The organism is Rugosimonospora acidiphila (assembly GCF_039543385.1).
In the GTDB taxonomy this organism is placed as follows: Bacteria; Actinomycetota; Actinomycetes; order Mycobacteriales; family Micromonosporaceae; genus Rugosimonospora; species Rugosimonospora acidiphila.
Window position 1 is genome coordinate 48320 of record NZ_BAABJQ010000037.1, and the last position, 26050, is coordinate 74369.

The window sequence follows — 26050 nt, forward strand, 5'->3', positions numbered from 1 at the left end:
GGGCCCGGTGGCGGTGACGGCCCTTGGCGCTCTCGGCCGCTCCCGCCGCCTGAAGGCCGCCACGACCTGTCCCTCAATGACGTACCGCGGCCTCACCGCTGCGGAAGGACCGCTCCCCACTGGGGGAGGGAGCGGTCCGGCGGCAGCTGATCATCACCCGCACGCCCGGCTCGGATCTCGACCGTGACGTGCGCCAGAAAGGAGTTGGGAAAGACATGATGCGACTGCTGGTCAAGCAAGCGGTCCGCCCTCTTGAGGGGCAGTTGGTCATTCCCTGTTCTAAGTACCACGCGCACCGGGCGCTCATCCTGGCCTCGCTGGCACCGGGTACCAGCTATATCAAGGGATTGTCCGACGCCGGTCACGTGCGTCACACAATCGGGGCCCTCCGGAAGCTGGGCACCCGCATCGAGGTCCGCGGCGACGAGTTCGTGGTTCACGGCGGGCAGTACTCGCCGCGCCAGCAGCAGGTGTCGGTCGGCAGTTCCGGCACCACGCTGTACTTCATGACCGGCCTGGTGTCGCTGGCCGACGCGCCGGTCACGGTCGTCGGGCAGAAGTACTTCCAGCGCCGCCCCATCGGTCCGCTGTTGGAGGCGCTGAGCACCCTGGGCGTGCGGCTCGACTCGCCGACCAACTGCCCGCCGATCGAGGTCCAGCCGAAGCGACCGACCGGAGGCCACGTCCGGATCCCGGGCACGCTGTCGCAGTGGATCTCCGGCCTGCTGTTGCTGGCGCCGTTCGCGACCGGGCCGAGCACGGTCACGGTCGAGGGCGAGTTCAACGAGCGCTCCTACATCGACCTGACCATCCGGATGATGGCCCAGTTCGGTCTGCACGTCGATGTCTCAGAGGACGGCCGGCGGTATGAGATCGCCGGCAACCAGGAGGCCCGCCCGGCCTCGCTGACCCTGCCGCCGGACATCGGCGCGGCCGCGTTCGGCCTTGCGGCCACCGCCCTGCACCCCAGCGACGTGCTGTTCCGCGGGCTGCCGGCGGTGCCGTGGGAGCAGGTCGACCACCCGGAGTCGGACCTGCTGCGGCTGGTCGCCGAGATGGGCCTGCCGATGACCCCTGACCCCGAGACCGGCCTGGTCCGGGTGCGCCACGACGGCGTCGAGCTGTCCCCGATCGAGGTCGACTGCCGTTCGGTGCCGGACATGCTGCCCGTGCTGTCGGTACTCAGCGCGTTCGGGGCCCGCGGCACGACCGTGCTGGACAACGTGGCCCACGTGCGGCTCAAGGAGTCCGACCGGGTCTCGGCCATGCTGCAGCTCAACCGGATGGGCGGCCGGCTGGAGGCGCGCGACGACCAACTGCTGGTCCACGGCGTCGGCATCGACAAGCTCGCCGGGGCCGACCTGTCCTCGTTCAACGATCATCGGGTGCTGATGGCGCTGGCCATCGCCGGGACGCGGGCCGAGGGCGAGACCCGGCTCACCTATCCGAACGCCTATCGCATCTCCTACCCGCGGTTCCTCGACGAGATGAACGCCATCGGGCTGGACCTGTCGACGGCCCCGGGTGGCCGGGAGTCGAGGACCACCCAGGTCTCCTCCGTCTCGCCCGGCTCCGTCTCGCCCAGCCGTGCGGCGAGCACCCCGATCGGCGACCTGGTGCGGCGGTGGGCCCGGCAGCGCCCGACCGACGAGGCGATCATCGACGTCGGCGCGGGCGAGGGCCAGGACCAGACGCTGACCTGGAAGCAGCTCGACGAGCGGGTCGACGCCGTGGCCACGATGCTGCTCGAGCTCGGCGTGGCGCCCGGCGAGCCCGTCGCGTTCCAGCTGCCCAACCGCGTCGAGTTCGTGGTGCTGTCGATGGCGATCGCGCGCATCGGCGCGGTGTCCTGCCCGCTGATGCCGATCTTCCGGCAGCGCGAGATGGCCTTCATGCTGCGCCGCTCGCGTGCCCGGGTGTTCGTGGTACCGGCCGGATTCCGCGGTCGTGACTATCCGGCCGAGGTGGCCGCGCTGCTCGCCTCCGACGACCGGCCCCCGGCGCTCGCGCACGTCCTGGTGCTGGACGCCGACGGCCCGGTGCCGGCCGGCACCGGCCCGAGCTGGCACGACTACGCCGAGGCGGTGGCCCGCCAGGTGCCCGACCACGAGGCGCTGGACGCGCGGCGGCCGGAGCCCACCGCGCTGGCCCAGCTGCTGTTCACCTCGGGGACCTCGGGCGAGCCCAAGGGTGTGCTGCACCGGATGGACGCGCTGACCCGCGCCGCGGCCATGGAGGTCCGCCATCTCGGGCTGGGGTCCGACGACCGGATCTTCATCCCGTCCCCGCTGGCCCACCAGACCGGCTTCTTGTACGGCATGTGGCTGGCCGTGGTGCTCGGGGTGCCGCAGATCCTGCAGCCCATCTGGAGCGGGCACACCGCGCTGTCGGCGCTGCGCCGGCACCGGGGCACGTTCGTGCAGGCGGCCACCCCGTTCCTCGGCGACCTGGTGGAAGCCGTGGAGCAGACCGGCGAGACCACCGAGGCGCTGCGCATCTTCGTGGCCACCGGCACGGCCGTGCCGCGCGGGCTGGCCGAGCGGGCCACCCGGACCCTGGGCGCGGCGGTCTGCGGCGCCTGGGGCAGCACCGAGACCTGCCTTGGCTCGCTGTCGGCGCCCGGCGACGAGCCGGCCAAGGTGTGGGGCACCGACGGGCGGGCCCTGGTGGACGTGCGCCTGCGCATCACCGACGACGACGGCAACGTGCTGGCGCCGGGGCAGGAGGGCAACTTCGAGGTCAGCAGCCGCTGTCTGTTCGAGGGTTACCTGGATCACCCGGAGTGGACGGCGGAGGCGCTGACCCCGGACGGCTGGTACCGCAGTGGCGATCTGGCCATCATCGACGAGTCCGGGTTCGTGCACATCAGCGGGCGGGTCAAGGACGTCGTCAACCGGGGCGGCGAGAAGGTGCCGGTCGCCGAGATCGAGCAGCTTCTCTACAACCACCCGGCGGTACGGGACGTGGCGATCGTGGCCATGCCGGACCCGCGGCTCGGCGAGCGGGCCTGCGCCTTCGCCGTGATCGAGGAGGGCGCCTCGTTCGACATGGCCGAACTGCAGCGGTTCCTGGACGAGCGCCAGGTCGCCAAGCAGTACTGGCCCGAGCGGTTGGAGATCGCCTCTGAGCTGCCCCGGAACCCGACCGGTAAGGTGCAGAAGTTCCTGCTGCGGCAGCAGGTTCAACGGTTGATTGACGGTGAGGGACACAAGTGAGCATCGACGAGACGGCGTTCAAGGCACTAGCCACCGAGATCGAGGCATTTGTCCGGGGTCCAGGGGAGCGGTATGCCGCCGAGATCGAGCGGACTCACCAGGTTCCGCCCGAGCTGAAGGCCGAGCTGCGCGACCGGGGCTACCTGCGGCTGGCCGCGCCGGAGGAGTACGGCGGCCAGGGCATTCCGTTCTCGCGGTACCTGGAGCTCATGGAGCTGTTCTCCATGTCGCACGCCTCGCTGCGCATGATCGTGCACGTGCACAACGGCGTGTGGCGGGCGATGGACCAGTTCGCCACCGACGAGCAGCGCAAATCCTTCGTGGTGCCGCAGATCGCCGCCGACATCACCGTGGCGTTCACCCTCACCGAGCCGACCGCCGGCACCGGCGCCGACCTGCGGTGCAGCGTCGAGCGGGAGGGTGACACCTACTACCTGTCCGGCGAGAAGCACCTGATCACCTTCGGGGTGAACTGCGACTACTGGCTGCTGTTCGCCCGGATGGCCGGCACCACCGGCAAGGACGGCACCGTCGCGCTGATGGTCGACCGGAACACCACCGGGGTGCGGGTGGAATCCATGGCGGAGACCATGGGCGTGCGCGGCACCGACCACGCCCACCTCTTCTTCGACCGGGCGCCGGTGCCGGTGGCCAACCAGCTCGGCGAGGTCGGCCGGGGCCTGGACGTGGCCCTGGGCGGGTTCCTCACGCCGAGCCGGATCTCGGTCGCGATGACCTGCGTCGGGCTGGCCCGGCGGGCCCAGGAGCTGGCGGTGGAGCACGCGCAGAAGCGGGTCACCTTCGGCAAGCCCCTGGCCGCGCGGCAGGCCATCGCGTTCGCCCTGGCCGAGAACGCCACCGACATCGAGGCGGCCCGGCAGCTGACGCTGTACGCGGCCCGCCAGTGGGAGGCCGGCGACCCCGCGGCCTCGTCGCTGTCGTCGATGGCCAAGCTCAACGCGGTGGACATGCTGACCCGGGTCACCGACAAGGCGCTGCAGGCGCACGGCGGCATCGGGTACTGGGAGTCCAGCCCGATCGAGCGGGTATACCGCGACGCCCGGGCGCAGCGCTTCGAAGAGGGCACCAACGAGATCCAGAAGACCGTGATCGCGCGCGAGGTCCTGGGAGGGGCGCGGTGACCGATCGTAAGGTTGCCCTCATCACGGGCGCGTCCCGGGGCATCGGTCGGCGGCTGGCGGTCACCCTGGCCGCCGACGGCGCGGCCATCGTCATCAACTACAAGAAGAACGCCGACCTGGCCGACGAGGTGCGCAAGGAGGTCGAGCAGGCCGGCGGGCAGGCCATCACGGTGGCCGCCGACGTCGAGCAGCCCGAGGAGATCGACCGGCTGTTCGACGCGGCCCGGGACGAGTACGGCCGGCTGGACTACTTCATCTGCAACGCGGCGGCCAGCTCGTTCAAGAACATCATGGATCTCGGCGTGCACAACCTCGACCGCTCGTACGCGATGAACGTGCGCGCCTTCGTGCTCGGCACGCAGCGGGCGGTCAAGCTGATGACCGGCGGCGGCCGGATCGTGGCGCTGTCCAGCTACGGCAGCATCCGTGCCTATCCCACGTACGCCAACCTCGGCGCGGCCAAGGCCGCGGTGGAGGCCTGGATCCGTTACATGGCGGTCGAGTTCGCCCCGCTGGGCATCAACGTCAACGGCGTCAACGGTGGTCTGATCGACAGCGATTCGCTGGAGTACTTCTACAACGTGCCCGGCATGGCGCCCATGGACACGGTGCTGAGAAAGATCCCCAAGGGCCGGCCGGGCACGCTGCAGGAGGTCGCCGACACCATCGCGTTCCTGCTGTCTCCGGGCTCGGAGTACATCACCGGTCAGACCATCGTGGTCGACGGCGGTCTGTCCATTGTGGCGCCGCCGTTCGGGGAGGACCTCACCCCGCCCCTGGCCAGGCCCCTCGCGTTCGGCGAGTAGGCCGTGCGCGAGGTGTTCCGGCCCGGCCGGATAGGGCCGCTGTCGCTGCCGCACCGCATCGTGATGGGTGCCATGCACCTTGGCCTGGAGAGCCTGGACGACGGCGGCCGCGCGCTGTCGGCGTTCTACGTCGAGCGGGTACGCGGCGGCGCCGGGCTCATCGTCACCGGGGGCGCCGCCGTGAGCCGGGTCGGAGCCGGCGGCGCGCACTACGGCGTGCTCGACGATCCCGCGTTCCGGGACCGGCTGCGGCGGGTCACCGGCGATGTGCACGCCGCTGGCGGCCTGATCGCGCTGCAGCTGTTCCACGCCGGCCGGTACGCCTCGCCCAAGGCGTTCGGGCTCCAGCCCGTCGCGCCGTCCGCCGTGTTCAGCCGGGTATCGGGGGCCGAGCCCGCCGAGCTGAGCGGCGCCGACATCGAGGCGACCCTGGAGGACTTCGGGCGGGCCGGCGGGTACGCCAGCCAGCTCGGCTTCGACGCCGTGGAAATCATGGGCTCGGAGGGGTACCTCGTCGACCAGTTCCTCTCGCCGTTCACCAATCGGCGGGACGACGACTGGGGCGGTGACCCGCAGCGCCGGGCACGGTTCGGGGTCGAGGCGCTGCGCCGGGTCCGGGACGCGGCCGGCTCCTCGTTCCCGGTGATCGTGCGCTTCTCCGGCGCCGACCTGATGGACGGCGGCACCAGCCAGCCGGACGTGCTCGGCTTCGCCAAGTTGCTGGCGCAGGCCGGAGCCGACGCACTCAATATCGGCATCGGCTGGCACGAGTCCCCGGTGCCGACGGTGCAGACCCTGGTCCCGCCGGGCACCTGGGCCCCAGTCGCCGCCGCGGTCAAGCAGGCGGTCGGCGACCTGCCGGTCATCGCCAGCAACCGCATCAACCGGCTGGAGTCGGCCGAGCCGGTCATCGCCTCCGGGCAGGCGGACTACGTCTCCATGGCGCGGCCGTTCCTGGCCGACCCGGAGCTGATGAGCAAGGCCCGGGCCGGCGAGCGGATCAACCTGTGCATCGCCTGCAACCAGGCGTGCATCGACCGTTCGCTGTCGGACGAGCACGTCTCCTGCATGGTCAACCCGCGCGCCGCGCACGAGCTGGAGTTCCCGCGGGTGCGCCCGGCGGCGGAGCTTCCGGCCCGCCAGCGCACGGCGACACCCACGACCACGACCACGACCCCGGCCGATCCGGAGTCGGTGGCGGCGGAGTCCGCGGTGGCGGAAGCTGTGCTAGCTGGGTCTGCGGTGGCGGGGTCCGCGGTGGCTGGCTCCGCGGTGGCTGGGTCTGCGGTGGCTGGCTCTGTGGTGGCGGGCCGGTGGGGCGGGGCGTCGCGGGTGGCCGTGATCGGCGGCGGGCCGGCGGGTCTGGCCGCGGCCCGGCAACTGGCCGCCGACGGCCACCGGGTGGACCTCTACGAGGCGTCCGGCGCCCTGGGCGGCCAGTTCAACCTCGCCTGCCGGGTCCCCGGCAAGGCCGACTACGCGTCCACAGTGGACTATTTCGCGACCGAACTGGCCCGGCTCGGCGTCCAGATCCGGCTCGGTCGGGCAATCACCGTCGACGACCTGGACCTGCTGCGCTCCTACGACCGGCTGGTCGTGGCCACCGGGGTACGGCCCCGGCGGGTGGACATCCCCGGCGCCGACCTGCCGCACGTCGTCCCGTACCCGGCTGCGTTCGCCGACGGCGCGCTCGGGCAGCGGGTCGCCATCATCGGCGGCGGTGGCATCGCCGTGGACCTCGCACACCTGGCCAGCCACGGCAGCGCCGCGATGGCCCCGGCCGTGCGGTTCCTCCGCGAGCACGGCGTCGAGCCGGGCCCGGTACCGGTGACCGGCCGGCGTGACGTCACCATCCTGCAGCGCGGCGAGCGCCTCGGCGTCACGATCGGCAAGTCCACCCGCTGGGCCGTGCTCGCCACGCTGCGCCGCCAGGGCGTGCGGGTGCTTCCCCGGCTGACCTACCGGCGCATCACGGCCGAGGGCGTGCACGTCGTGGACGCCGACGGCACCGAGCACCTGGTGCCCGCCGACACCGTCGTCATCGCGGCCGGACAGGAGCGCGACACGACAGTCAGCGACCTGATACGCCTCGCCGGCATCGACCACCAGGTCATCGGCGGCGCCCGCCAGTCGGCGGGACTGGACGCGGTGCTGGCGTTCGCCGATGGGCTGCGGGTGGCCACCCCACCAGTTCCGGAGCGCGAGAGCGTCCACTAGGACCATTCGCGTTCACCCGGGTAGGAGACGCGTTCGGCGAAGGACACGTCGCGGCCATCCCACCCCGGTTGGTCTGACCCACGCCTGCCGTGCCGAATGCGCCGGCAGGCGACGCGTAGGGGAGGCGCGCGGACGGCTACTTCGCCAGCATCCGGCCGACCGTCGTCGCGACCGCGGGCTTGGTCAGGCTTGCCAGCTTCCCCACGTTTCCCAACTGTCCCATCCGGCCCACCAGCCCGCGCATCACCGGAGCGGGCTTCTGCTGCTCGCCGGCCAGCGCGCTGATGGCGATGAGCGCCCCGGTTAACGCCGGCACGCCCCACTGCATCACCCGCTGCTGGCGCTGAACGGCGCGGACCTCGTCCGGGGTGTCCTCCGCCGCCCGGGTCGGGCCGTCCACCGGTACCCTGCCGGCCTTGCCCAGCCTCGCGCCGAGCACCCCGGCGTACGCGGTGGCGCCCAGCGCCGCGAGGGTCAGGCCGGTCTTGGCGGCACTCATTCCGGCCACGCCCCGCTGGGCCGCCACCCGGTGCCGTTCGGTGGCCAGCAGGGCGGACGCGCCCAGCAGATGGGTGCCGATCGCCGCGAGGTTGACCGGGGCCCACCGCCGCCAGCCCGCCGCCGACAGCCTCAGCCGTTCGTCCCGCCTGCCCACCCCCGACGCGGCCCCGTTGAGCCCGACCGCGCCCATCAGTGAACCGCCGAACCACGCCGCCAGCCCGGCGTCGTGCATCGAGCGCAGCATCGTGTTGCGTTGCCCCATGTCCCGCTCCCGTCTCGCCATCCGTCGCCGGTGCCGCTTCGCCGGCACCCCTTCACCGGCACCCGGCCGCGTCCTCCCGGCGATCCTCCGTCGCGGAGGGCCCCTCCGCCCCGGTGCCCGGGTGCCGCCGAGCGCCGCCCCAGTGCCGCGGCGGACCCGAAGGCGGCCCCGCCGGCGGGCCCGGAGGCGGACCCCGCGACCGTGCCATACCCGGAGGAGGCGGTCCTATTCGTGGGCGGCACCGGCCCCATAAATATCGATGACTCGCTATGATTTGGGCTTGTGTCCGGTTCGGAAACCGAGCGGCGGCGCGACGCGCTGATCGTCGCCGGTACCCTCGCGCTCACGGTGGTCCTCTATGCCGGCGTGTTCTCCGCCGGCTTCCTGGAGTTCGACGACCCGGACAACGTGCTGGACAACTACTCGATCAGGGCCTTCACCTGGTCGAACCTCGAACACTTCTGGACCACCCCGCTGCAGTACATGTACACCCCGCTGGTGTCGCTCTCGTACGCCGTGGACTACCACCTCGGCGGGCTGCACCCGGCGGTGTACCACCTGACCAACCTCGCCCTGCACCTGGTCAACGTCGTGCTGGTGTACCGGCTGTGCCGGGCGCTGACGCGCAAGGCGTTCATCGCCCACTTCGTGACCATCGCGTTCGCCATCCACCCGTCCAATGTGGACACCGTGTCGTGGGTCTCTACCCGCAGCACCCTGATGGCGACGGCGTTCAGCCTCGGCACCCTGCTGGCCTACATCCGGTACCTGCGCCGCGGCCGCTGGGGCTACCTCGCGCTGGCCGTGCCGCTGTTCGGGTTGGCGGTGCTGTCCAAGTCCACCGCCGTCGCGCTGGCGGCGTTCCTGCCGGTGCTGGATTACTGCCGGGGCCGCGGGTTCAGCCTGCGGGCCGTGCTGGACAAGCTGCCGTTCGGCGCAGTGGCGCTGGCCGGCGGTCTGCTCACCCTGCACTTCCGGGTGGACACCGGCGCGCTCTATCACTACACGCTCCTCGACCGGTTCTTTCTCGTCTGCTCCGCGCTGGCCTGGTACGTCATCCGGCTGGTCGTCCCGTTCCCGCTCGCCTTCGCCTACGCCTATCCGGCCAAGACCGGTGCGTTCCTGCCGTGGTACGTGTACCTTGCGCCGCTGCTGCTGGCGCTGGTGGTTGTCCTGTTGTACCGGGCACCCGTCTCCAGGCGGCTGGTGCTGCTCGGGCTGTCCTTCTTCGCCCTCAACGTCGTGCTGACCCAGACCGCGCTGCTCGAAGACAACTACGCGTCCAACCGGTACGTGTACCTGCCCTACGTCGGGTTGCTGCTCATCGCCGCCGAACTGATCAGGGGCCTGGTCGAGGCGACGCGGGGCTGGCGGGCCCGGCTGTTCGCCGTCTGGCCGGCGCTGCTCGTCGTGGTCGGGGTCCTGTTCGTGGTGCTCACCGTCGCCCGCGGCATGCTGTGGACGCAACCGGTACGCGTGCTGGACGACTCCATCCGGCACCAGCCGGCCGTGCCGTTCGTCTACAACAGCCGCGGCATGACCGAGTACCAGAGCGGCGACTACGTCGCGGCGCGGCGCGACTTCGCCAAGACGCTCGCGCTGGACCCCACCTTCACCCTTGGCTACTACTATCTCGGCGTCATCGAAAACCTCAACGGTGACAACGACGCGGCCGTCGCCGACTTCGACCGCGCCATCTCGTTGTCGTCCGATTTCGCCGCGGCGTACGACGCGCGCGGCAAGGCCGAGTTGGCGATGGCGCGTTACGACGACGCGCTGACCGACCTGAACCGGGCGGTATCGCTGGACGGCTACCTCGTCGACGCCTACCTCAACCGGGGCCGGGTGCGCGCGGCGCTGCACAGCTACCCCGCGGCCATCGCCGACTTCCGGGTGGCGGCGGAGCTCGATCCGGACTACCCGGACACCTACAACGACCTCGGCACGGCGCTGCTGGACAGCGGCGATCCGCGTTCGGCTGTCGGCGACTTCGACGAGGCCATCCGGCGTGATCCCCAGTACGGCGAGGCGTACTTCAACCGGGGCAACGCTGAGCAGCGGATGGGTGACGCCGCCGCGGCGTGCGCGGACTGGCGCACCTCGGCAACGTATGGCTACCAGGACGCCACGCAGCGCGTTCAGGAGAATTGCCGATCCTGAGGGAGCGTGCCAACGCCGGCTCGTCATCACACCGCCACGGCCCGTGAGAGTCCGAGCGTACCGGCGGGATGGCGGATGGTTGGCCCACCCGCGAAACCGGACAACATAGCGGTATCGGAGTATGGACACCCACCTACCCGCTCCCGGGATTTGGTGGGGGATGCGAGACTGCTCCGGGCGGTGTCACCGGGAGCGGTTTCCACCACCCGATTCCGGAACGGGGCACACGATGACGGCGGTTGGATGACCTACGACGACGGGCAAGGCGCTTCGGGCCGGCTCGCGGCAGACGACGAGTACGGAGCGCTGCCAGAGGGGTACGCTGCGCGGCGGTACGAGCCGCAGGTGCCGGACGGACGCGGCGACCAGAGCGCGCCCGAGCCTCAATGGGGAGACATGGTGCGGCCAGTCCCGCCGGCACCCAACGGCTTCGCCGCCCCCGCCGGTTTTGACGGCACCGCCGGTTTCGACGGGCCAGCCGGTTTTGACGGCACAGCCGGTTTTGGCGGGCCAGCCGGTTTTGGCGGGACGGCCGGTTTTGACGGGCCGGCCGACTCTGGCGGGACAGCGGGTTTCGCCGGTCCAGCCGGGTTTGACGGGGCAGCCGGGTTTGGCGGCACAGCGGGTTTCGCGGGTCCGGCCGGCTTTGACGGAACTGGTGGCTTTGAGGGCCAGGCCGGCTTTGAGGGCCCGGGCGGCTTTGAGGCCCAGGGCGGTTTTGACGGAACTGGCGGTTCCGGCGGCCGGGGTGGCTCCGCGGGCTCGGAATTCGCGGGCTCGGAATTCGCGGGCTCGGAATTCGCGGGCTCGCGCTTCGCGGGTCCCGGCTTCGCGGCGCCGGGCGGTTCCGGGGCGGACGAGGGCGACTACGACTACTGGCCGGCCATGGACGCCGAGGCCCCGGCGACGGGGGAGTGGCCCTCGGCCGGTTCCGCGTCGGGTGCCGCCACGCGGACCGTAGAGCCGGCCCCGGCCAACAGCGCCTCCCCGGCCGGTCCGAACGGTGGCACGCCGAACGGCATCGCACCGAACGGGATCGAATCGAACGGTGGCACGCTGGCCGGGTTCGCACCGAACGGTGGCACGCTGGACGGCACCGCACCAGCCGGAACCGCACCGGGCGGCGTCACGATGGATCCAGGCGCCGCCAAGCCGGGGCGTCCCGGTGGCGTACACGCGCCGCTGCCCGCGGGGGAGAGCGCGTACGTCGACTGGATCAAAGGACTGGGTACCGAGGACGCCGCCGAGGAGCAGTGGGCGACCGCCGTCGTTGACGATGACCTCGAGGACGACGACCTCGAGAACGGCGGGTACGCCGAGGGCGGCGGGTACGCCGAGAACGGCGGTGACGGCGCCGAGAACGGCGACTGGCGCGATGCCGGCCCGGCGGCGCACGACGAGCCCGGACGGGGCGCGCCGTCCGAGCCCGACGAGGAGAACTGGTTCGAGCCCAAGCAGCAGCGGCCGGAAGACGAGGATCGCGGGTACCCGGTCGCGGGTAACCCGTCCTCGACAGACCTGCCCACGGGGGTGCTGACCGCCGTGCCGCCGGCCGGGACGGGTGCCGGTGCGCAGTCCGGTGCCGGGGCCGGTGCCGGTCCCGGTGCCCTTGACGAGGAGGAGAACTGGTTCGAGCCCAAGCAGCGGCCGGAGGACTGGCCGCGCCCGGCGATGGGCGCTCCGACCGGTCCGGCTCCCCGGTACGCGCTGGGCACGAGCTGGCCCCGTTCGGCCGCGGAGCTGGACTACGTGACCCCGGACCAGGCGACGCCCGGCGGCGCGCTTCCCGACTACGACACGTCCGGCTACGGCATCCCCGGCTTCGGCCCCGGCGGCGAGCCGGCCGCTGGCGAGCCGGCCGGCTTCAACCAGTCCAACGGCTTCAACCAGTCCAACGGCTTCAACCAGTCCAACGGCTTCAACCAGTCCAACGGCTTCAACCAGCCCAACGGATACGACCAGCCTAACGATCTCGAGCGGCCCAACGGCTTCGACCAGCCCAACGGCTTCGACCAGCCCAACGATCTCGACCAGACCTCCCGCTTTCACCGGCCTCCGGATTTCGATCAGCCCGACGGATACGACCGGCCCGACGGATACGACCGGCCCGACGGATACGACCGGCCCGACGGGTACGACCGGCCCGACGGGTACGACCAGCCCGACGGGTTCGACCGGCCCGGCCTCAACGGTGCGGGCTACGACGGTGCGGGCTACGACGGTGCGGGCTACGACCGCCCGGGCCATGACGGCTCGGGCCATAACGGCGCGGGCTACGACGACGGCCGCGACGATGGCGGCTACGACACCCCCGGCTACCGGTCGTCCGGCTACGACCGCCCGGCCTACGACGGCGCCGGCTACCGGGTCGCGGGCTACCCCGGCCGGGAGGACTTCGGGGGCGACGGCACCGGGGGCAGGCCCGGCAGCGACGACGACACGACCATGCTCTCGCTGGACGGGCAGGACGGCTCGGGCCGGCGCAAGCGTGGCTCGTACGTGCCGCACGTCATCGTGGCCGCGGTCCTGGTCGCCGTGATGGTCACCATCGTCACGCTCGCCGTGCGCGGCGGCGGCGGGGACGGGGGCGGCCCGACCCAACCGGCCAGCGGGACGGTGCCCCAGGACACCGGCACCCCCGCGCCGGCGCTGCCGATCGGCGACTCGCCGACCGCATCCCCGTCGCTGATCACCTCGCCGACCGCCTCGCCGACCCCATCCGCCTCGCCGACGCACAAACGGGTCGTACCCACCAGGACGACCGCAAAGCCGACGCCGGCCCGCACGCCGACCCCATCCCCCAGGCGCACCACCCCACCTCCGACGCAGCCCACGCCGCACCCCACGACGAAATCGCCCACGCCGCACCCCACGACGAAGTCGCCCTCGCCCCCGCCTCCGCCGCCGCCGACCTCGCCGTCGTCGTCGCCGCCGGATTCGGGGGAGTAGACGCCGGAGGCGATCCCGCTGCGCGGGCCGGGTGCTGGCGTGGCCGGCGTCCGGCCCGGCGTGTCATAGTTCGATCCACCACGCGAGGAGGGAGTCGCCGTGTCGGCTGGCGAGGCGGTAGGGGCGGCTCCGGCCAGGCGGTCGCTGCGGCCGGTGCTGTTCGGTGCGGCCGTCTGCGTGATCCTGGCGCTGCTGTTCGGCGTGCCGTGGTGGTCGCTGGTCGCGGCCGGCGCGGGCTGGCCGGGCTGGGTCTTTCCCGCCGGTACCGTGCTGTTCGTGGCCGGGCTCGTCGCGTTCCCGGTGCTGATGTATCTCGGGCATGGCAGGCGCGCCTTGGACTGGGCCGCGCGTGCCGGCGACACCCTGCTCGGCGTCGTGTGGGTGCTGTTCACCTGGGCGCTGCTCGGCGACGTGCTGCGGGGCGCGCTGGCGCTGGGCGGCGTCGCGGACCCGGTGCGGTCCAGGATCGTGGCCGCCGCCACCCTCGCCGTGTCGGTGGTGCTGGTGCTCTGGGGGTACGTCGAGGCGATGCGGGTGCCCCGGGTCAGGCGGGTGGAGGTCACCCTGCCCCGGCTCGGGGCGGGCCTGGACGGCCTGCGGGTGGTCCTGCTCACCGACACCCATTACGGCCCGATCGATCGGGCTCGATGGTCGGCGCGGGTCGTCGAGGCGGTCAACCGGCTCGACGCCGACATCGCGTGCCACACCGGCGACATCGCGGACGGGACCGTGTCCCGGCGGCGGGAGCAGGCCGCACCGCTGGGCGACGTGCGCGCCCGGCTGGCCCGCACGTACGTCACCGGCAACCACGAGTACTTCGGCGAGGCACAGGGGTGGCTCGACCACATGCGGGTACTCGGCTGGGAGCCGCTGCACAACCGGCACATCGTCGTGGAGCGCGACGGCTCCAAGCTGGTGATCGCCGGCGTCGACGACCGGACCGCCGGATCGTCGGGCAGCCCGGGGCACCGCGCCGACCACGCCGTCGCGCTCGCCGGGGCCGACCCGGACCTGCCCGTGCTGCTGCTGGCCCACCAGCCGCAGCAGATTGGGCAGGCGGTCGAGCACGGCGTCGACCTCCAACTGTCCGGGCACACTCACGGCGGCCAGATCTGGCCGTTCCACCTGCTGGTGCGCCTGGACCAGCCGAGCGTGCAGGGGCTGCGCCGGTACGGCGAGCGGACCCAGCTGTACACGAGCCGGGGCACCGGTTTCTGGGGCCCGCCGCTGCGGGTCTTCGCGCCCAGCGAGATCACCCTCCTCACGCTGCGGTCGGCGGGCGGCCGGTAGCCGCCGGTCACCGGGTGGCGTGCCGGCGCTCGCCGTCCTCCCTCCGGGCGTGCGCCCGGCCGCGGATGGCGTCGGAGACGGCCACCCCGATCAGGATCACGGCGTGGATGGTGTTGGCGGTCAGCGGGCTGACCAGCACCATGGCGGGCGACACCGCGATCAGTACGGCCAACCAGGCCAGCCGGGACCAGGAGATGTGCTCGAACACCTCGTATTCGAAGGTGGTCCGCCCGATCAGGAACAGGATGGATCCGCCGAACAGCACGGCCACCCAGCTCGTTGGCATGGAGCCGGTTGGCCGCAGGATGACCAGTCTGGCCCCGGCGGCGGCCGCCACGATTCCGGCGATCATGATGAAGTGGGTGTACGGCGCCCAGCGCAGGATTCGGCCCGGCCGCCCCTTGGGCAGATGCCGCAGCAACGACCCGGCCCGGTACACGTAGATCTGCCAGAGCGAGATGGTCGCGGCGAACGAGGCCACGAACGAGATGGTGTGCAGCGCGCCCAGCCCGGCGCGGTTGTAGCCGAGGACGGTGACCAGGATCAGCTCGCCGAGGGCGAGGATCATGAACTGCTGGTACCGCTCGCCGACGTGCTCCTGGGCCCTGTCGTACTGGTCGCGTTCGTGCCGGCCCAGCCACGGCGTCGGGTACCGGAGTCCGGCCAGCACATACTCGATCAGCAGCGCGACGCCCCACAGCACGGCCCGAGCGAGCGTTCCGTGCGTGAACGCACCGATGAGCCACGGAATCGCCGACACGCCAAACCAGAACAAGAATCGCGCGGCCCTTTTCCAGGCCGGGCTTCCGCGCAGCAGGATGATCAGCAGGACTCCCCGGCCGACGTGGATCGCCACGTAGGTGATGGCGAAGACCATGCCCTGCGCCCCGAACGCCTGCGGCAGCGTGGTGGCCAGCAGGACGGTGCCGATCATGATGCCGACGATGAGGGCCTGGATAGGCAGCCGGTTCGGATCGTAGAAGTCGGTCACCAGCGCGGTGATCGACCAGACCCACCAGATGGCCATCAGCGGCAAGAGCGCGTGGAGCGCCTCGACCCAGGTGAGGCGCCGGGCCAGGTTCATGGAGATCAACGACAGGCCGGCGACGTAGGTGAGGTCATAGAACAGCTCCAGCAGCGTGACACGCTGGGACCCGCGCGGGTTGCGCAGCAGGGATGTCGCGTATCCGTGGGTCATCGGCTGTCACGCCGGTCCGGCCGGGGACACGGCGGCGTCCGGTAGCGCGCCGTGGCGCTCCCGGACGCCGGGGTACGGCCGGAACACATTCCCTACGGTAGGCAGGCCGGGGCCGAGCCGTTCAGGCGTCGCGCAACCGGAGGAACAGTCCGCCGGCCAGCAGCGCACCCGCCGCCCAGGCGGCCAGCACGCCGAGGCCGGCCCACGGGCCGATGGGCAGGCCGTCCAGGCCGGTGGTGGACTGGATGGCCAGCCCCGCGGTGCTCGGCGCGAGCTGCGCCAGGCGGCGCTGCCAGTCCGGGTCGCCGACCGCCTGCAGCAGGACTGGAAGCAGGTACAGCAGGCCCAGCACGACGCCGATGGCCGCCGCCGAGTCGCGGACCAGGGTCGCGATGCCGAGGCCGAGCAGGGCGATCAGCCCGAGGTAGAGGACGGAACCGCCGGCCGCGCGCAGCGTCGCGGTGTCCGTCAGGGACAGCGGCCGGTACCCGTGCGCCGCGGTGAAGCCGCGTCCGGGCAGGATCAGCCGCCCGACGAGCACGCTGCCCAGCACGGACACCGCACCGACCACCAGGACCGGGCCGGTCACGGTCGCCGCCTTGGCCGCGAGCACGCCGAGGCGGCGCGGCATCGCCGTGAGGGTGGTGCGGATCATGCCGGTGCCGTACTCGCCGCCGACGGTGAGCACCGCGAGCACCGCGACGACCACCTGACCGAGCTGGACGCCGGTGAGGCTGTCCCGGGTGGCGTCGCCGCCGCAGCCGGCCGCCGGGCAGCTGACGGCCGCGGCCACCGCCGCGCTGCCGGCCACCGTCAGGACGGCGGCGGCCAGCAGCAGGACGCCGGGGCCGGCGACGGTACGCAGCTTGGTCCACTCCGCGCGCAGTGCGTGGTTCACGCGTCCCTCCGGCGCAGCAGGTGGCCGGCCACGGCCAGGGCGATCGCCGCGTACCCGGCCAGCACCGCGAGACCGGCCCACGGTGCCAGCGGATAGAACCCGTACGCCGGCGTGTAGGCGTGGTCCACCTGCGGGTACGCCGGGATGACCTGCTGGACGGCGAACGCCGCGGCCGGCGTGACCCGCAGCAGCCAGCGCGACGGCCCGACCGGCAGCACGGCGGCGGCGGTGAGCAGGTATGGCAGCACCACCAGCACGATGACCGTCGCGACGGCGCCCGCGCCGCGCCGGAGGATGACGCCCAGCGCCAGGGCGAGCACGGCCGCCACCGCGAGAATGGCCGCGGTCCCGGTGATCACCCGTAGGTCGACCAGCCACGTGGTCGGGTAGACGGCCGCCCCGCCGGCCGCCAGGATGTGTTGCCCGGCAGGGACGGTGACCGTGGCGGCGACCAGCCCGGTGACGAAGGCGACGGCCCCGATCACGACGGCCTTCGCGGCGAGGACCCGTCCGCGGCGCGGGCTGGCCGCCAGCGTGGTGCGGATCATGCCGCGCCGGTACTCCGAGGTGACGAACAGGACGGCCAGCACGACCATCACGGTCAGGCCGGCGAACACGCCGCTGAGCAGGTGGTCGAACGCGGCGCCGCTGTCGATCACGAGCGGCGCGAGGTCGCCGGAGCCCGCGACGGTGAACGTGCCGCCGGAGGCCCGGTACCCGGTCCCGGCCCGGTTCGGGTCGCCGCCGATGCCGGTGCCGCTCCAGCCACCACCGGCCCAGCCACCACCGGCCCAGCCACCACCGGCCCAGCCACCACCGGCCCAGCCGCCCCGCGCCTCGACGTCGTCGAAGGTGGCGGTGGCCAGGGTGGCGCCGCCGGTGGCGCTGAAGCCGCCGAGGTGCTGGTGGTACGCGACCGCGTCCGGGGAGGCGACGAACAGCCCGCCCGGTACGGTCGGGGACAGCCCGGACAGCCGGACACGGCCCACGGTCGTCCACGCCGTACCGTCGGCGGAGGCGTACCCGGTGATCGTGTCCCCGGTACGGGTCAGTCGCAGCCAGCGCGGGGAGGCCATCGAGACGGTACCGGCCGGCCCGGCGGTGTCGCCGGTGAAGTTGTACTGCATCCGCACGCCGTGGCCGCCGGTCACCATGATCGCCGCGTAGGCGGAGCCCTGCGTGGTGCTCTCCCGGACGATGAGCCCCGCCTTGCTCCACGGCTGGGCCGCCCCACCGCCCCCGTCCGGGTTACCGGCGCCGTCACCCCCGCCGGCCCCGTCACCGCCGTCACCCCCGCCGGCCCCGTCACCGCCGTCACCCCCGCCGGCCCCGTCACCGCCGCCGGCGCCGCCGGCCCCGTCCGGGGTTAGCGGGGCGCCGGTCAGCGAGGTCACCCGGGTGGTGATGGTGCCGTCGCCGGCCAGCGGCCGGTGCACGAAGTAGAGGCCGTCGGTGACCCCCTCGCCGCCCGGTCCGGTCAGCACGCCCCCGCCGCCCCCGGACCCTGGCCTACCGTTGCCGGCCGCCGCGACCAGTCCGAACATTGCCATGATCACCGCTGCGAGGGCGGTGCCGACGACCCAGCCCCGGACCGTGCGGAACTTGGTCCACTCGGCGCGCAGCAGCCGCCCGAAGCCATCGTGGGCGGCGGGCGCGGGCGTCCGGTACCCGGTGGCGGTGTCGGCCGTCATCGGGCCGCCCCCTGCGGCTCGTCGGCCTCCGGCCGGCCGGCCCGGAACTCGACCGCGTCCCGGGTCAACTCCATGTACGCCTCTTCCAGGCTGGCCCGGTGCCCCGACACCTCGGAGAAGCGCACCCCGGCCTCGCTCAGCAGCGAGATGATCCGCTCGGCCGGCAGCCCGGCCACGGTGATGGTCTCCCGATCGGTGGTCGCGACCGTGGCGCCGGCCTGGGCCAGGGCCGCCATGGCCTCGGTGCGCTCGGCCGTGCGCACGGTGACCCGGTCGCCCGACGCGGCGGCGATCAGGTCCGCCACGCTGGTGTCCGCGACCACCCGCCCGCGCCCGACCACCACGAGGTGCCCGGCGGTGTCCTGCAGTTCGCTCATCAGGTGGCTGGAGACCAGCACGGCCCGGCCCTGCGCGGCCAGCCCCCGCAGGTATCCGCGCATCCACACGATGCCCTCGGGGTCCAGGCCGTTGAACGGCTCGTCGAGCATCAGCGCCGGCGGGTCGCCCAGCATGGCCGCGGCGATCCCGAGCCGCTGCCGCATGCCGAGGGAGTAGCCGCCCGCCCTGCGCCCGGCCGCCCTCTCCATCCCGGCCTGGGCGAGCACCGCCTCGACCCGCCGGGCGGGCAGCCCCTGGGAGTGCGCCAGCCACAGCAGGTGGTTGCGGCCGGTACGGGCCGGGTGCAGCGCCGCCGCGTCCAGCAGGGCGCCGAGGTGGCGCAGCGGTTCGCGCAGGGCGCCGTACGGGCGGCCGGCGACCAGAGCCCGACCCTCGTCGGCGGAGTCCAGGCCCAGGATCACGCGCATGGTGGTGGACTTCCCGGCACCGTTCGGGCCGACGAACCCGGTGACCTGCCCGGGCCGTACCGCGAACGACATCCCGTCCAGCGCCACGGTCGACCCGAACCGCTTCCGCAGGCCGTCGACCTCAATGGTTGCTTCCATGGCAACGACGGTAGAAAACCGGCGGGGTTCGGTCGTCACGCCGGGGAGCGATCTTTCGCCTCCCTCGCGTCAGGGATGCCGAGATCCCCGGCGCAGGGGATGCCGGGCACTCCCGTCACCGGCACAATGGCCTGCGTGGGCACGGTCGAGGGCGGCGCCGCGGACTGGGTGGGCCGGTGGTGGCGCGATGGCGCGGCGGCGCGGCACGCTCCGGCCCTGGCCGGGGCGCTGCTGGGGGTGGCCGCCCTCGCCGAGTTGATCGTCCGGCAGGCCGGCACCGCCGCGCTCGGCCCGTACGTCCTGCTGCTGTGCCTGCTCGGCCTGGCCGCCACCGCGCCGCTGGCGCTGGCCGATCCGGTCGCCGCGGCGGCCACCGTCAGCGCGGCGAACCTGCTCGGCCTGGCCGCCCTGCACGCGCCGACCGTGGCCGGCGCCGCCGCGCAGGTGCTCGTCGCGTACCGGCTCGGCCGGCGCGGCTGGCCACCCGGGGCGGTGGCGCTCGGCGTGCCGTACCTGGCGGTGGCGCTCACGGATCCGGCCGGCGCGTACGTCCGCGCGGCGGCCGTCGCGCTGGCCTCGCTGGTGCCGGTCGCGGCCGGCGCCGGCATCGCCGTCCGGATCCAGCGGGAGGACGCCGAGCACCGGGCCGCCCGGCACGCGATCGCCGGCACGCTGCTGGAGCACACCGCACGGGGGGAGCGCGCCCGGATCGCCCGCGAACTGCACGACGTCGTGGCGCATCATGTCTCCATGATCGCGGTACAGGCCGAGACCGCCCGGCTGACCACACCCGGCCTGCCCACCGAGGGCGCGCGGCGACTGTCCGCCATCGGCGACACGGCGCGCGCCGCGCTGACCGAGATGCGCCGGCTGCTCGGCGTGCTGCGCGAGGACTCCCGGGAGGGCGCCGACCCCGGCCCGCAGCGGCACCCACAGCCCGGGCTGCGGCAGCTCACCGACCTGATCGACGAGGCGCGCGACGCCACCGGCGCCGGTACCCGCCTGATCCTGCGAGGCTCGCCGACCAGCCTGGACCCGGGCGTGGAACTGGCCGCGTACCGCATCGTGCAGGAGGCCCTGACCAATTCCCGGCGGCACGCACCGGGCGCGGCGGTCGACGTCGAGCTGCACTACGCGGACGACGAACTGCGGCTGCTGGTGCGCGACAACGGCGCCGGGCCGGCCGCGCAGGCGCGCACAACCGGGCACGGCCTGCTCGGCATGCGGGAGCGCGCCACCGCGGTCGGCGGCCGGCTGTACACCGGCCGCTCCGGCACCGGTGGATTCCTGGTCGAGGCCGTGCTGCCCACCGGCGCTTCGGACCTGCGGTGAGCGCCCCCACGGCTGCACCGTTCCCGGCCATCCGGCTGGTCGTGGCCGACGATCACGAGGTGGTACGCACCGGGTTCGCCGCGCTGCTGGCCACGCAGCCCGACTTCACGGTCGTCGGTACCGCCGCCGACGGTGCCGACGCGGTGCGGATCTGCCGCGAGCACGACCCCGACGTGGTGCTGATGGACGTCCGGATGCCCGGTACGGACGGCATCGAGGCCACCCGCCAGCTCACCGGCGCCCGGTCCGGGGCGCGTCCGCGCGTGCTCATCCTCACCACCTTCGACCTGGACGAGTACGTGTACGACGCGCTGCGCGCCGGGGCCAGCGGCTTCCTGCTCAAGGACGTCACCGCGGAGCGGCTCTTCGACGCTGTCCGGGTCATCGCCGACGGCGAGGCACTGCTCGCACCGGCCATCACCCGCCGGCTGATCGGCGAGTTCGCCAACCAGCACCACCCCGACGCGCCCCCCTCGGCGACGCTGGCCGCGCTCACTCCGCGGGAGACCCAGGTGCTGCGCCTGGTCGCGGAGGGGCTGTCCAACCCGGAGATCGCCGTGCGGCTCACGGTCGCCGAGGAGACCGTCAAGACCCACGTCAGCCGTGTGCTGACCAAGCTGGGGCTGCGGGACCGTACCCAGGCCGTCGTCGCCGCGTACGAGACCGGGCTGGTGGTTCCCCGCTTTTACAGGTCGTGACGGCGTCGGTGTCGCGAGTCGCAGGGGCGCGGTCAGCAGGTTCACCAGCGACTTGAGTAGTGACGAAAAAATGCCAAGGGTGCGAGCCATGGGCGCCAAACGTCAGCGGCAAGTCGGCCAGGTCGGGGTGCTGTTCGCGGAGCAACTCCACCGTGGCCGGCCCCAGCGCCGTTGGCGCTCGCTGCGGATGTGGGCGCGTTTGTGGGTTGGTCGGCCAGAATCACGTCCGGAACGGTGGCTTCGCGCGCCGCGACCAAACGCGCGATCGACGGCACCATCAGCCAGACCGGTTCGTTCACCATTCGCGCATTGGCCAGTGACCCGGATCGCTGGGCTCGAGAGTTGTCAGACCCCATCAATAGCCTCGCATCGTGGACGGGGATCCGTTGATCGAGCTGGAGCGCGCGGTGCGGTCGCTCGCGCACGCGTCGGTCTGGGCTCAGTCCCCGCAGGTGTTGATTGACTGTTTGGATCGGGCGTATGCGTTGGCGTCGCGGTTGGACGCGGTCCGGCTGGGTTTGATTCGGGAGATCGATGGGCGGGACCTTGCCCGGCGGCAGGGTGCCACGACGACGACCGCGTGGCTACGCGACCGATACCGGTTGTCCGGGGCTGCGGCGGCGCGTCAGGTGAGGCTCGCCGCGGCGTTGCACGGCCAGTTGCCGAAGACGGTGGAGGCGTTGGCCGCCGGCACGGTCAACCTTGAGCAGGCGCAGGTGATCGCGGCCGCTGTCCCCACTCTCCCCGCCGGGGTCCGCCCCGAGGGGGAGGAGTTTCTGGTCGGGCAGTGTGCGGTGTTCGGGCCCAAGGAGTTGGGTCGGCTGACCAGCCGACTGCTAGACGTGGTCGCCCCCCAGTTCGCCGAGGAACAGGCCGCGCAACAGTTAGCCAAGGACGAGGACCGTGCCCACGCCGACCGGTGCCTGTACCTGACCGACGTGCCCGGCCAGGCGAAGGTGCGGCTGACCGGGTGGCTGGACCAGGAGTCCGCCGCCGTGGTCCGGGCCGCGATCGACCCGTTGTGCGCACCCCGACCGGTTGATCAGGCGGGGCTGCGCGGCCCGGAGCAGCGACGCGCCGACGCCCTGGTGGAGGTATGCCGACTCGCCCTGGCCGGCGGGGAGTTGCCCGACAACGGTGGGGACCGGCCGCAGGTGACCGTCACCGTCGACCTGGACACCCTCCGCCGGCAGATCGGCGCCGCCACGTTGGACGACGGGACCGTGCTCAGCCCCGCCGCCGCCCGCCGGCTGGCGTGTGATGCCCGGATCGTGCCCGCCGTGCTGGGCAGCACGGGTCAGGTCCTGGACGTGGGCCGGGAGCGGCGCCTGTTCACCGGCCCGACCCGCCGCGCCCTGGTGCTACGCGACCGGGGTTGCGCGTTTCCCGGCTGCGACCGCCCACCCAGATGGTGCGACGGGCACCACCTCATCAGCTGGCTGGATGACGGCCCCACCAGCCTCGACAACGGGGTCCTGCTGTGCGCACACCACCACCGGGTAATCCACCAGGGCGACTGGCAGGTCAGAGTCGCCGGCGACGGGCTACCCGAGTTCATCCCACCCCGATACCTCGACCCCGACCAACAACCCCGCCGCAACATCTACCACCGCAACATCTACCACCGTAGGCAATGACACCCACCGGCAACGATCGCCACGAGCGAGGGCACCCGAAAGCCGCTAGCCGCTGCCCACTCGCCGCGCATCGCTCGCGGCTCGCTGTTCGTCGCGCACCGTTCGTCGCGCACCGCTCGTCGCTCATTGCTCGCTGCTCGTCGCGTATCGTCCGACGCGGCGTGGGCCGGGCTGCGGCGGTAGCGTTGGCGACAAGGCGGTGGTGCCGCCCCATCGACTGCGCCTGTCGGCCGCGTCAAAAGCCTCCCGATGAAGATGGTGGCAAGGATGTCGAGAACGGCCCGGCGGCTTCGTCTCACCGTCTCACAAGCCGACGCGGCCACCGTGCGCGTCCAACGGCGAGGGATGGCGAAGAGAGCCAGTATGACGATCAACGGATGTGCAACGTCTCCATCGTTGTCGACGTCGGCTCTGCTACGTCCGCGGTCCGAGGGCGTCATGGTCGGGCTGGCCGAACAGCTCGGCTGACGGCGACCGAAGCGGCCGTGCGCCTGGGCAACCTCCGGGGCACGCGCCCGCGATCGCCGGTGGGCCAGGGCCGCCGCCCCTGAGACAGCAGCCTAGGCCGCCTCCTCGAGCACCATGGTGGGCCGCGTTCGACGCATGGCCAGCCAGGAGCGGGGCGTCCGTTGGGCGGTGGCCACCGCGCGGGCTGGCGCCAGGATCCCGGCCTGCAGGCGGCGCGCCGAGTCGATGTGGTCCGCGGTCCAGATCATTCTGACCGCAGTGGCCGTGGCGCGGCCGTCCTCGCCGGTCAGGTCGCGTCGCACCGCCTCGACGAGGCGGCCGTCCGTCGCTCCGTCGTGCGCGAGTTCGTCCGGTACGGTGCCGGAGCCGGCCAGCGCGCGGGCCGCCTGCTCGTACCAGTTGACCAGCACCGTGGCGGAGTCGAGGATCTGCGCCCGGGCCGCGCCCCGGTCCCCGGCCGGCGAGGCGTCGTTGCGCTGCCAGATGTCGAGGATGGCGGTGGCGCCGAAATGCAGCACGGAGACCCCGGTGATCAACGCCGTGAGGTCGGCCAGCGGGATCGACTTCGTACCGCGCTCGGCCAGGTACCCGCGGAAGGCGTCGTCGAGCCGGCGCGACGCGGCTGCGGCGCGTCGGCTCGCGTCCTCGGGAACGGGAGCGGTCGGTACCTGTGCGTCGCACCGGGTGAGCCCGTAGTGCACGGCGTCGCGCAGGAACCGGGCGTTGTCGGAGAACGCCTCGGCCAGCGCCTGGCCGAGCGCGGAGCCGGCTCCCCGTGGCCAGAACAGCGCCCCCGCCACGAGGCTGACCGCGCAGCCGATCGCCACGTCCTCGATCCTGACCAAGCCGATCGTCCAGCCAGCGGGCGCCACGATGTTGTAGAGGATCAGCAGCGCGGCGGTGAAGCCCGCCTGCCCGGCCGCGAACGAGATGGCGGCGGGAGCCAGACCGGCGAACGCGATGGCTGGCGGCAGCAGCACCCAGAAGACCGCGGTGTTCGTGCCGACGGCCACGATGATCACGCCGCCGACGACGAACCCGATGACGGTACCCAGCAGGCCGCGCAGCGCGTTCTGGCCGGTGTTCAGAGCGTTGGAGCGCAACACGGACAGGGTGCCGAAGACCACCCAGAACGAGTGCTGGACGCCGGTCACGTCGGCCACCAGTACGGCGAGGGTCAGCGCGATGGCGCCGCGCACGCTGTTGTGCAGCCAGACCGAGTGGCGCTCGACGTGGGAGCCCGCCCGCACCCGGGCGGACGACAGCGGGGATTCCACGCCGTCCGGCCGGCGGCCGAGCAGGTGCTGCCACCAGGTGCGCCGGTTCGCGGCCACGATCAGCGTCACGTTCGCCGCGATGGCGGACGCGGCGAAGCTCAGCTGCTGGGCGCGGAAGCTCGGCCCCAGGGAGGTGACGAGCTCCCCGGCTGCCCCGAGCTTCCCGGCTGCCCCGATCTCCCCGGCTTCATTCTCGCGCGGCGCGGTCGGGACCAGCGCGCTGCCGATCGGCAGGCTCGAGGTGACCGCCTGTTCCATCTCCTCCCGGGCCCGCGCCAGGCGTCGCAGGTCGGGGTCCAGTTCGCGAGGGTCGCCGGTACCCGACTCCAGCAGCGCCGCGCCGCGCTCCAGTACCGTGGCCGCGGCCAGTTTCAGCTCGCAGACCGCCGGATCGGTGGGTGCCCGCGGCGTTTCCAAGGGCATCCGCACCAGCACGGAGTCGAGCCACATGACCTCTTCGACCAGGCGCAGCAGGGTGCGGGTCGCGGTGCTGAGGCCGGTGGGGCGGTACGGCGTCCGAAAGAACGAGCCGCGCAGCGTCGCGACGGCCCGCTGCGCCTCGTCGGCCGCCTCGTCGAGGGCCGGGCGCCGGTCCGGGTCGAAGCCCGCCCGCACGTAGTCAACGTCCACGCGCAGCCGCCGGGCCAGCCGTTCGCACGCCGTCGCGGCCGAGAGCCGCAGCGGCTCGCGGGTCGGGGCGGGCCACAGCACGGCGATGGCGATCACCGAGGTCGCGCCGGCCAGGAACCAGCCGCCGAGCTCGTCCGGGATCGAACCGAGGGGCCCGGGCTGGGTGACCGGCAGAACGAACCCGACGAGCAGCGCGGTCGTCGCGCCGGCCAGGGCCGAGCTGACCACGCCGGCGAACAGCACCGCCAGGCCCGCCACGAACGTGGCGAGCACGGCGAGCCAGACCACCTGGGAGACCAGGGTGCCGAGGCAGACCAGGAGCGCGCCGGCCAGCACCAGGCCGACCTGTGCCCGCAGCCGCTCCCGCATGGAGCCGCCGAAGTCGACGAACAGCAGGGTGGCGAACGTCCCGAACGCGGCGAAGGTGGCGACCGTCGGGCTTCCGATCACCTTGTCCGACAGGGCGAACAGGCCCGGCGCGACGATCGCCGCCCGGCCCGCTCGGCGCAGCGCGGACAGGTTGGCATCCCGGGCGCGTAGCAGCCGGAGGACGTTCACGCGACCGGGCACGGTCGGCCTGGGCGGAAACCCAGGGAGCGGTGGGGGCCCGGGGAGCGGCGGAGGCCCGGGGAGCGGCGGCCGGAGAAGAGACCGAGGCCCGGGGGCGGGGGTGTCATAGGCAGGCACATCGCTGCTGAGTGTACGGTGACCTGCCCCGTTGACGTTCCCTCTGTT

At 72.8% G+C, this 26050-nt stretch carries 16 protein-coding genes; 10 read left to right on the forward strand and 6 right to left on the reverse strand.

Going from position 1 to position 26050, the window contains the following annotated elements:
• Positions 1–215 precede the first annotated feature (215 nt).
• From aroA to ABEA87_RS37435, 4 genes are read left to right on the forward strand one after another with little or no spacing between them, the layout of a single operon-like run.
• Positions 216–3215 carry a 3-phosphoshikimate 1-carboxyvinyltransferase gene (gene aroA, locus ABEA87_RS37420; RefSeq protein ID WP_345637977.1) on the forward strand — a complete coding sequence of 1000 codons (3000 nt, stop codon included), beginning with the start codon at positions 216–218 and terminating at the stop codon, positions 3213–3215.
• Positions 3212–4357 carry an acyl-CoA dehydrogenase family protein gene (locus tag ABEA87_RS37425; RefSeq protein WP_345637978.1) on the forward strand — a complete coding sequence of 382 codons (1146 nt, stop codon included), beginning with the start codon at positions 3212–3214 and terminating at the stop codon, positions 4355–4357. The genes aroA and ABEA87_RS37425 overlap by 4 nt, the downstream gene beginning before the upstream one ends.
• The gene (locus tag ABEA87_RS37430; RefSeq protein WP_345637979.1) at positions 4354–5163 is read left to right on the forward strand and encodes an SDR family oxidoreductase; all 810 of its coding nucleotides are present in this window, start codon (positions 4354–4356) and stop codon (positions 5161–5163) included. The genes ABEA87_RS37425 and ABEA87_RS37430 overlap by 4 nt, the downstream gene beginning before the upstream one ends.
• 3 nt (positions 5164–5166) lie before the next feature.
• On the forward strand, positions 5167–7380 hold the full coding sequence (locus ABEA87_RS37435) for an oxidoreductase (protein ID WP_345637981.1): 2214 nt from the start codon (positions 5167–5169) through the stop codon (positions 7378–7380).
• Between the two features lie 136 nt (positions 7381–7516).
• On the opposite strand, the gene ABEA87_RS37440 is transcribed toward ABEA87_RS37435, so the two are convergent.
• The gene (locus ABEA87_RS37440; RefSeq protein WP_345637982.1) at positions 7517–8143 is read right to left on the reverse strand and encodes a hypothetical protein; all 627 of its coding nucleotides are present in this window, start codon (positions 8141–8143) and stop codon (positions 7517–7519) included.
• A 282-nt stretch (positions 8144–8425) separates the two neighbouring features.
• Here ABEA87_RS37440 and ABEA87_RS37445 point away from each other — a divergent pair, with 282 nt between their 5' ends.
• The 3 genes from ABEA87_RS37445 (at position 8426) to ABEA87_RS37455 (ending at position 14542) form a co-directional block, all read left to right on the forward strand.
• Positions 8426–10303 (forward strand): tetratricopeptide repeat protein, encoded by a 1878-nt coding sequence (locus ABEA87_RS37445; protein ID WP_345637983.1) that lies wholly within the window; start codon positions 8426–8428, stop codon positions 10301–10303.
• Positions 10304–11188: 885 nt separating this feature from the next.
• Complete coding sequence (locus ABEA87_RS37450) at positions 11189–13252, forward strand: hypothetical protein (protein WP_345637984.1); 2064 nt, start codon at positions 11189–11191, stop codon at positions 13250–13252.
• Between the two features lie 99 nt (positions 13253–13351).
• Complete coding sequence (locus ABEA87_RS37455) at positions 13352–14542, forward strand: metallophosphoesterase (protein WP_345637985.1); 1191 nt, start codon at positions 13352–13354, stop codon at positions 14540–14542.
• Between the two features lie 7 nt (positions 14543–14549).
• Here the strand turns inward: ABEA87_RS37455 and ABEA87_RS37460 are convergent, their stop codons facing one another.
• The 4 genes from ABEA87_RS37460 to ABEA87_RS37475 all read right to left on the reverse strand — a co-directional run bounded on the left by ABEA87_RS37460 (position 14550) and on the right by ABEA87_RS37475 (position 19273).
• Entirely contained in the window at positions 14550–15740 is a 1191-nt protein-coding gene (locus ABEA87_RS37460; protein WP_345637987.1) for a low temperature requirement protein A, read from the reverse strand.
• Between the two features lie 121 nt (positions 15741–15861).
• Positions 15862–16638, reverse strand: coding sequence for an ABC transporter permease (locus ABEA87_RS37465; RefSeq protein WP_345637988.1), 777 nt, complete (start codon positions 16636–16638; stop codon positions 15862–15864).
• Positions 16635–18329, reverse strand: coding sequence for an ABC transporter permease subunit (locus ABEA87_RS37470; protein ID WP_345637989.1), 1695 nt, complete (start codon positions 18327–18329; stop codon positions 16635–16637). Before ABEA87_RS37470 ends, ABEA87_RS37465 begins: the two co-directional genes overlap by 4 nt.
• Positions 18326–19273 carry an ATP-binding cassette domain-containing protein gene (locus ABEA87_RS37475; RefSeq protein ID WP_345637990.1) on the reverse strand — a complete coding sequence of 316 codons (948 nt, stop codon included), beginning with the start codon at positions 19271–19273 and terminating at the stop codon, positions 18326–18328. The genes ABEA87_RS37470 and ABEA87_RS37475 overlap by 4 nt, the downstream gene beginning before the upstream one ends.
• 135 nt (positions 19274–19408) lie before the next feature.
• Here ABEA87_RS37475 and ABEA87_RS37480 point away from each other — a divergent pair, with 135 nt between their 5' ends.
• From ABEA87_RS37480 to ABEA87_RS37490, 3 genes are all read left to right on the forward strand, one after another.
• Positions 19409–20605 carry a sensor histidine kinase gene (locus tag ABEA87_RS37480; RefSeq protein WP_345637992.1) on the forward strand — a complete coding sequence of 399 codons (1197 nt, stop codon included), beginning with the start codon at positions 19409–19411 and terminating at the stop codon, positions 20603–20605.
• The gene (locus ABEA87_RS37485) at positions 20602–21303 is read left to right on the forward strand and encodes a response regulator transcription factor (RefSeq protein ID WP_345637993.1); all 702 of its coding nucleotides are present in this window, start codon (positions 20602–20604) and stop codon (positions 21301–21303) included. The genes ABEA87_RS37480 and ABEA87_RS37485 overlap by 4 nt, the downstream gene beginning before the upstream one ends.
• Positions 21304–21674: 371 nt before the next feature.
• On the forward strand, positions 21675–22940 hold the full coding sequence (locus tag ABEA87_RS37490; RefSeq protein WP_345637994.1) for an HNH endonuclease signature motif containing protein: 1266 nt from the start codon (positions 21675–21677) through the stop codon (positions 22938–22940).
• A 560-nt stretch (positions 22941–23500) separates the two neighbouring features.
• Here ABEA87_RS37490 and ABEA87_RS37495 read toward each other — a convergent pair.
• The gene (locus tag ABEA87_RS37495) at positions 23501–25873 is read right to left on the reverse strand and encodes an FUSC family protein (RefSeq protein WP_345637995.1); all 2373 of its coding nucleotides are present in this window, start codon (positions 25871–25873) and stop codon (positions 23501–23503) included.
• Positions 25874–26050: the final 177 nt, after the last annotated feature.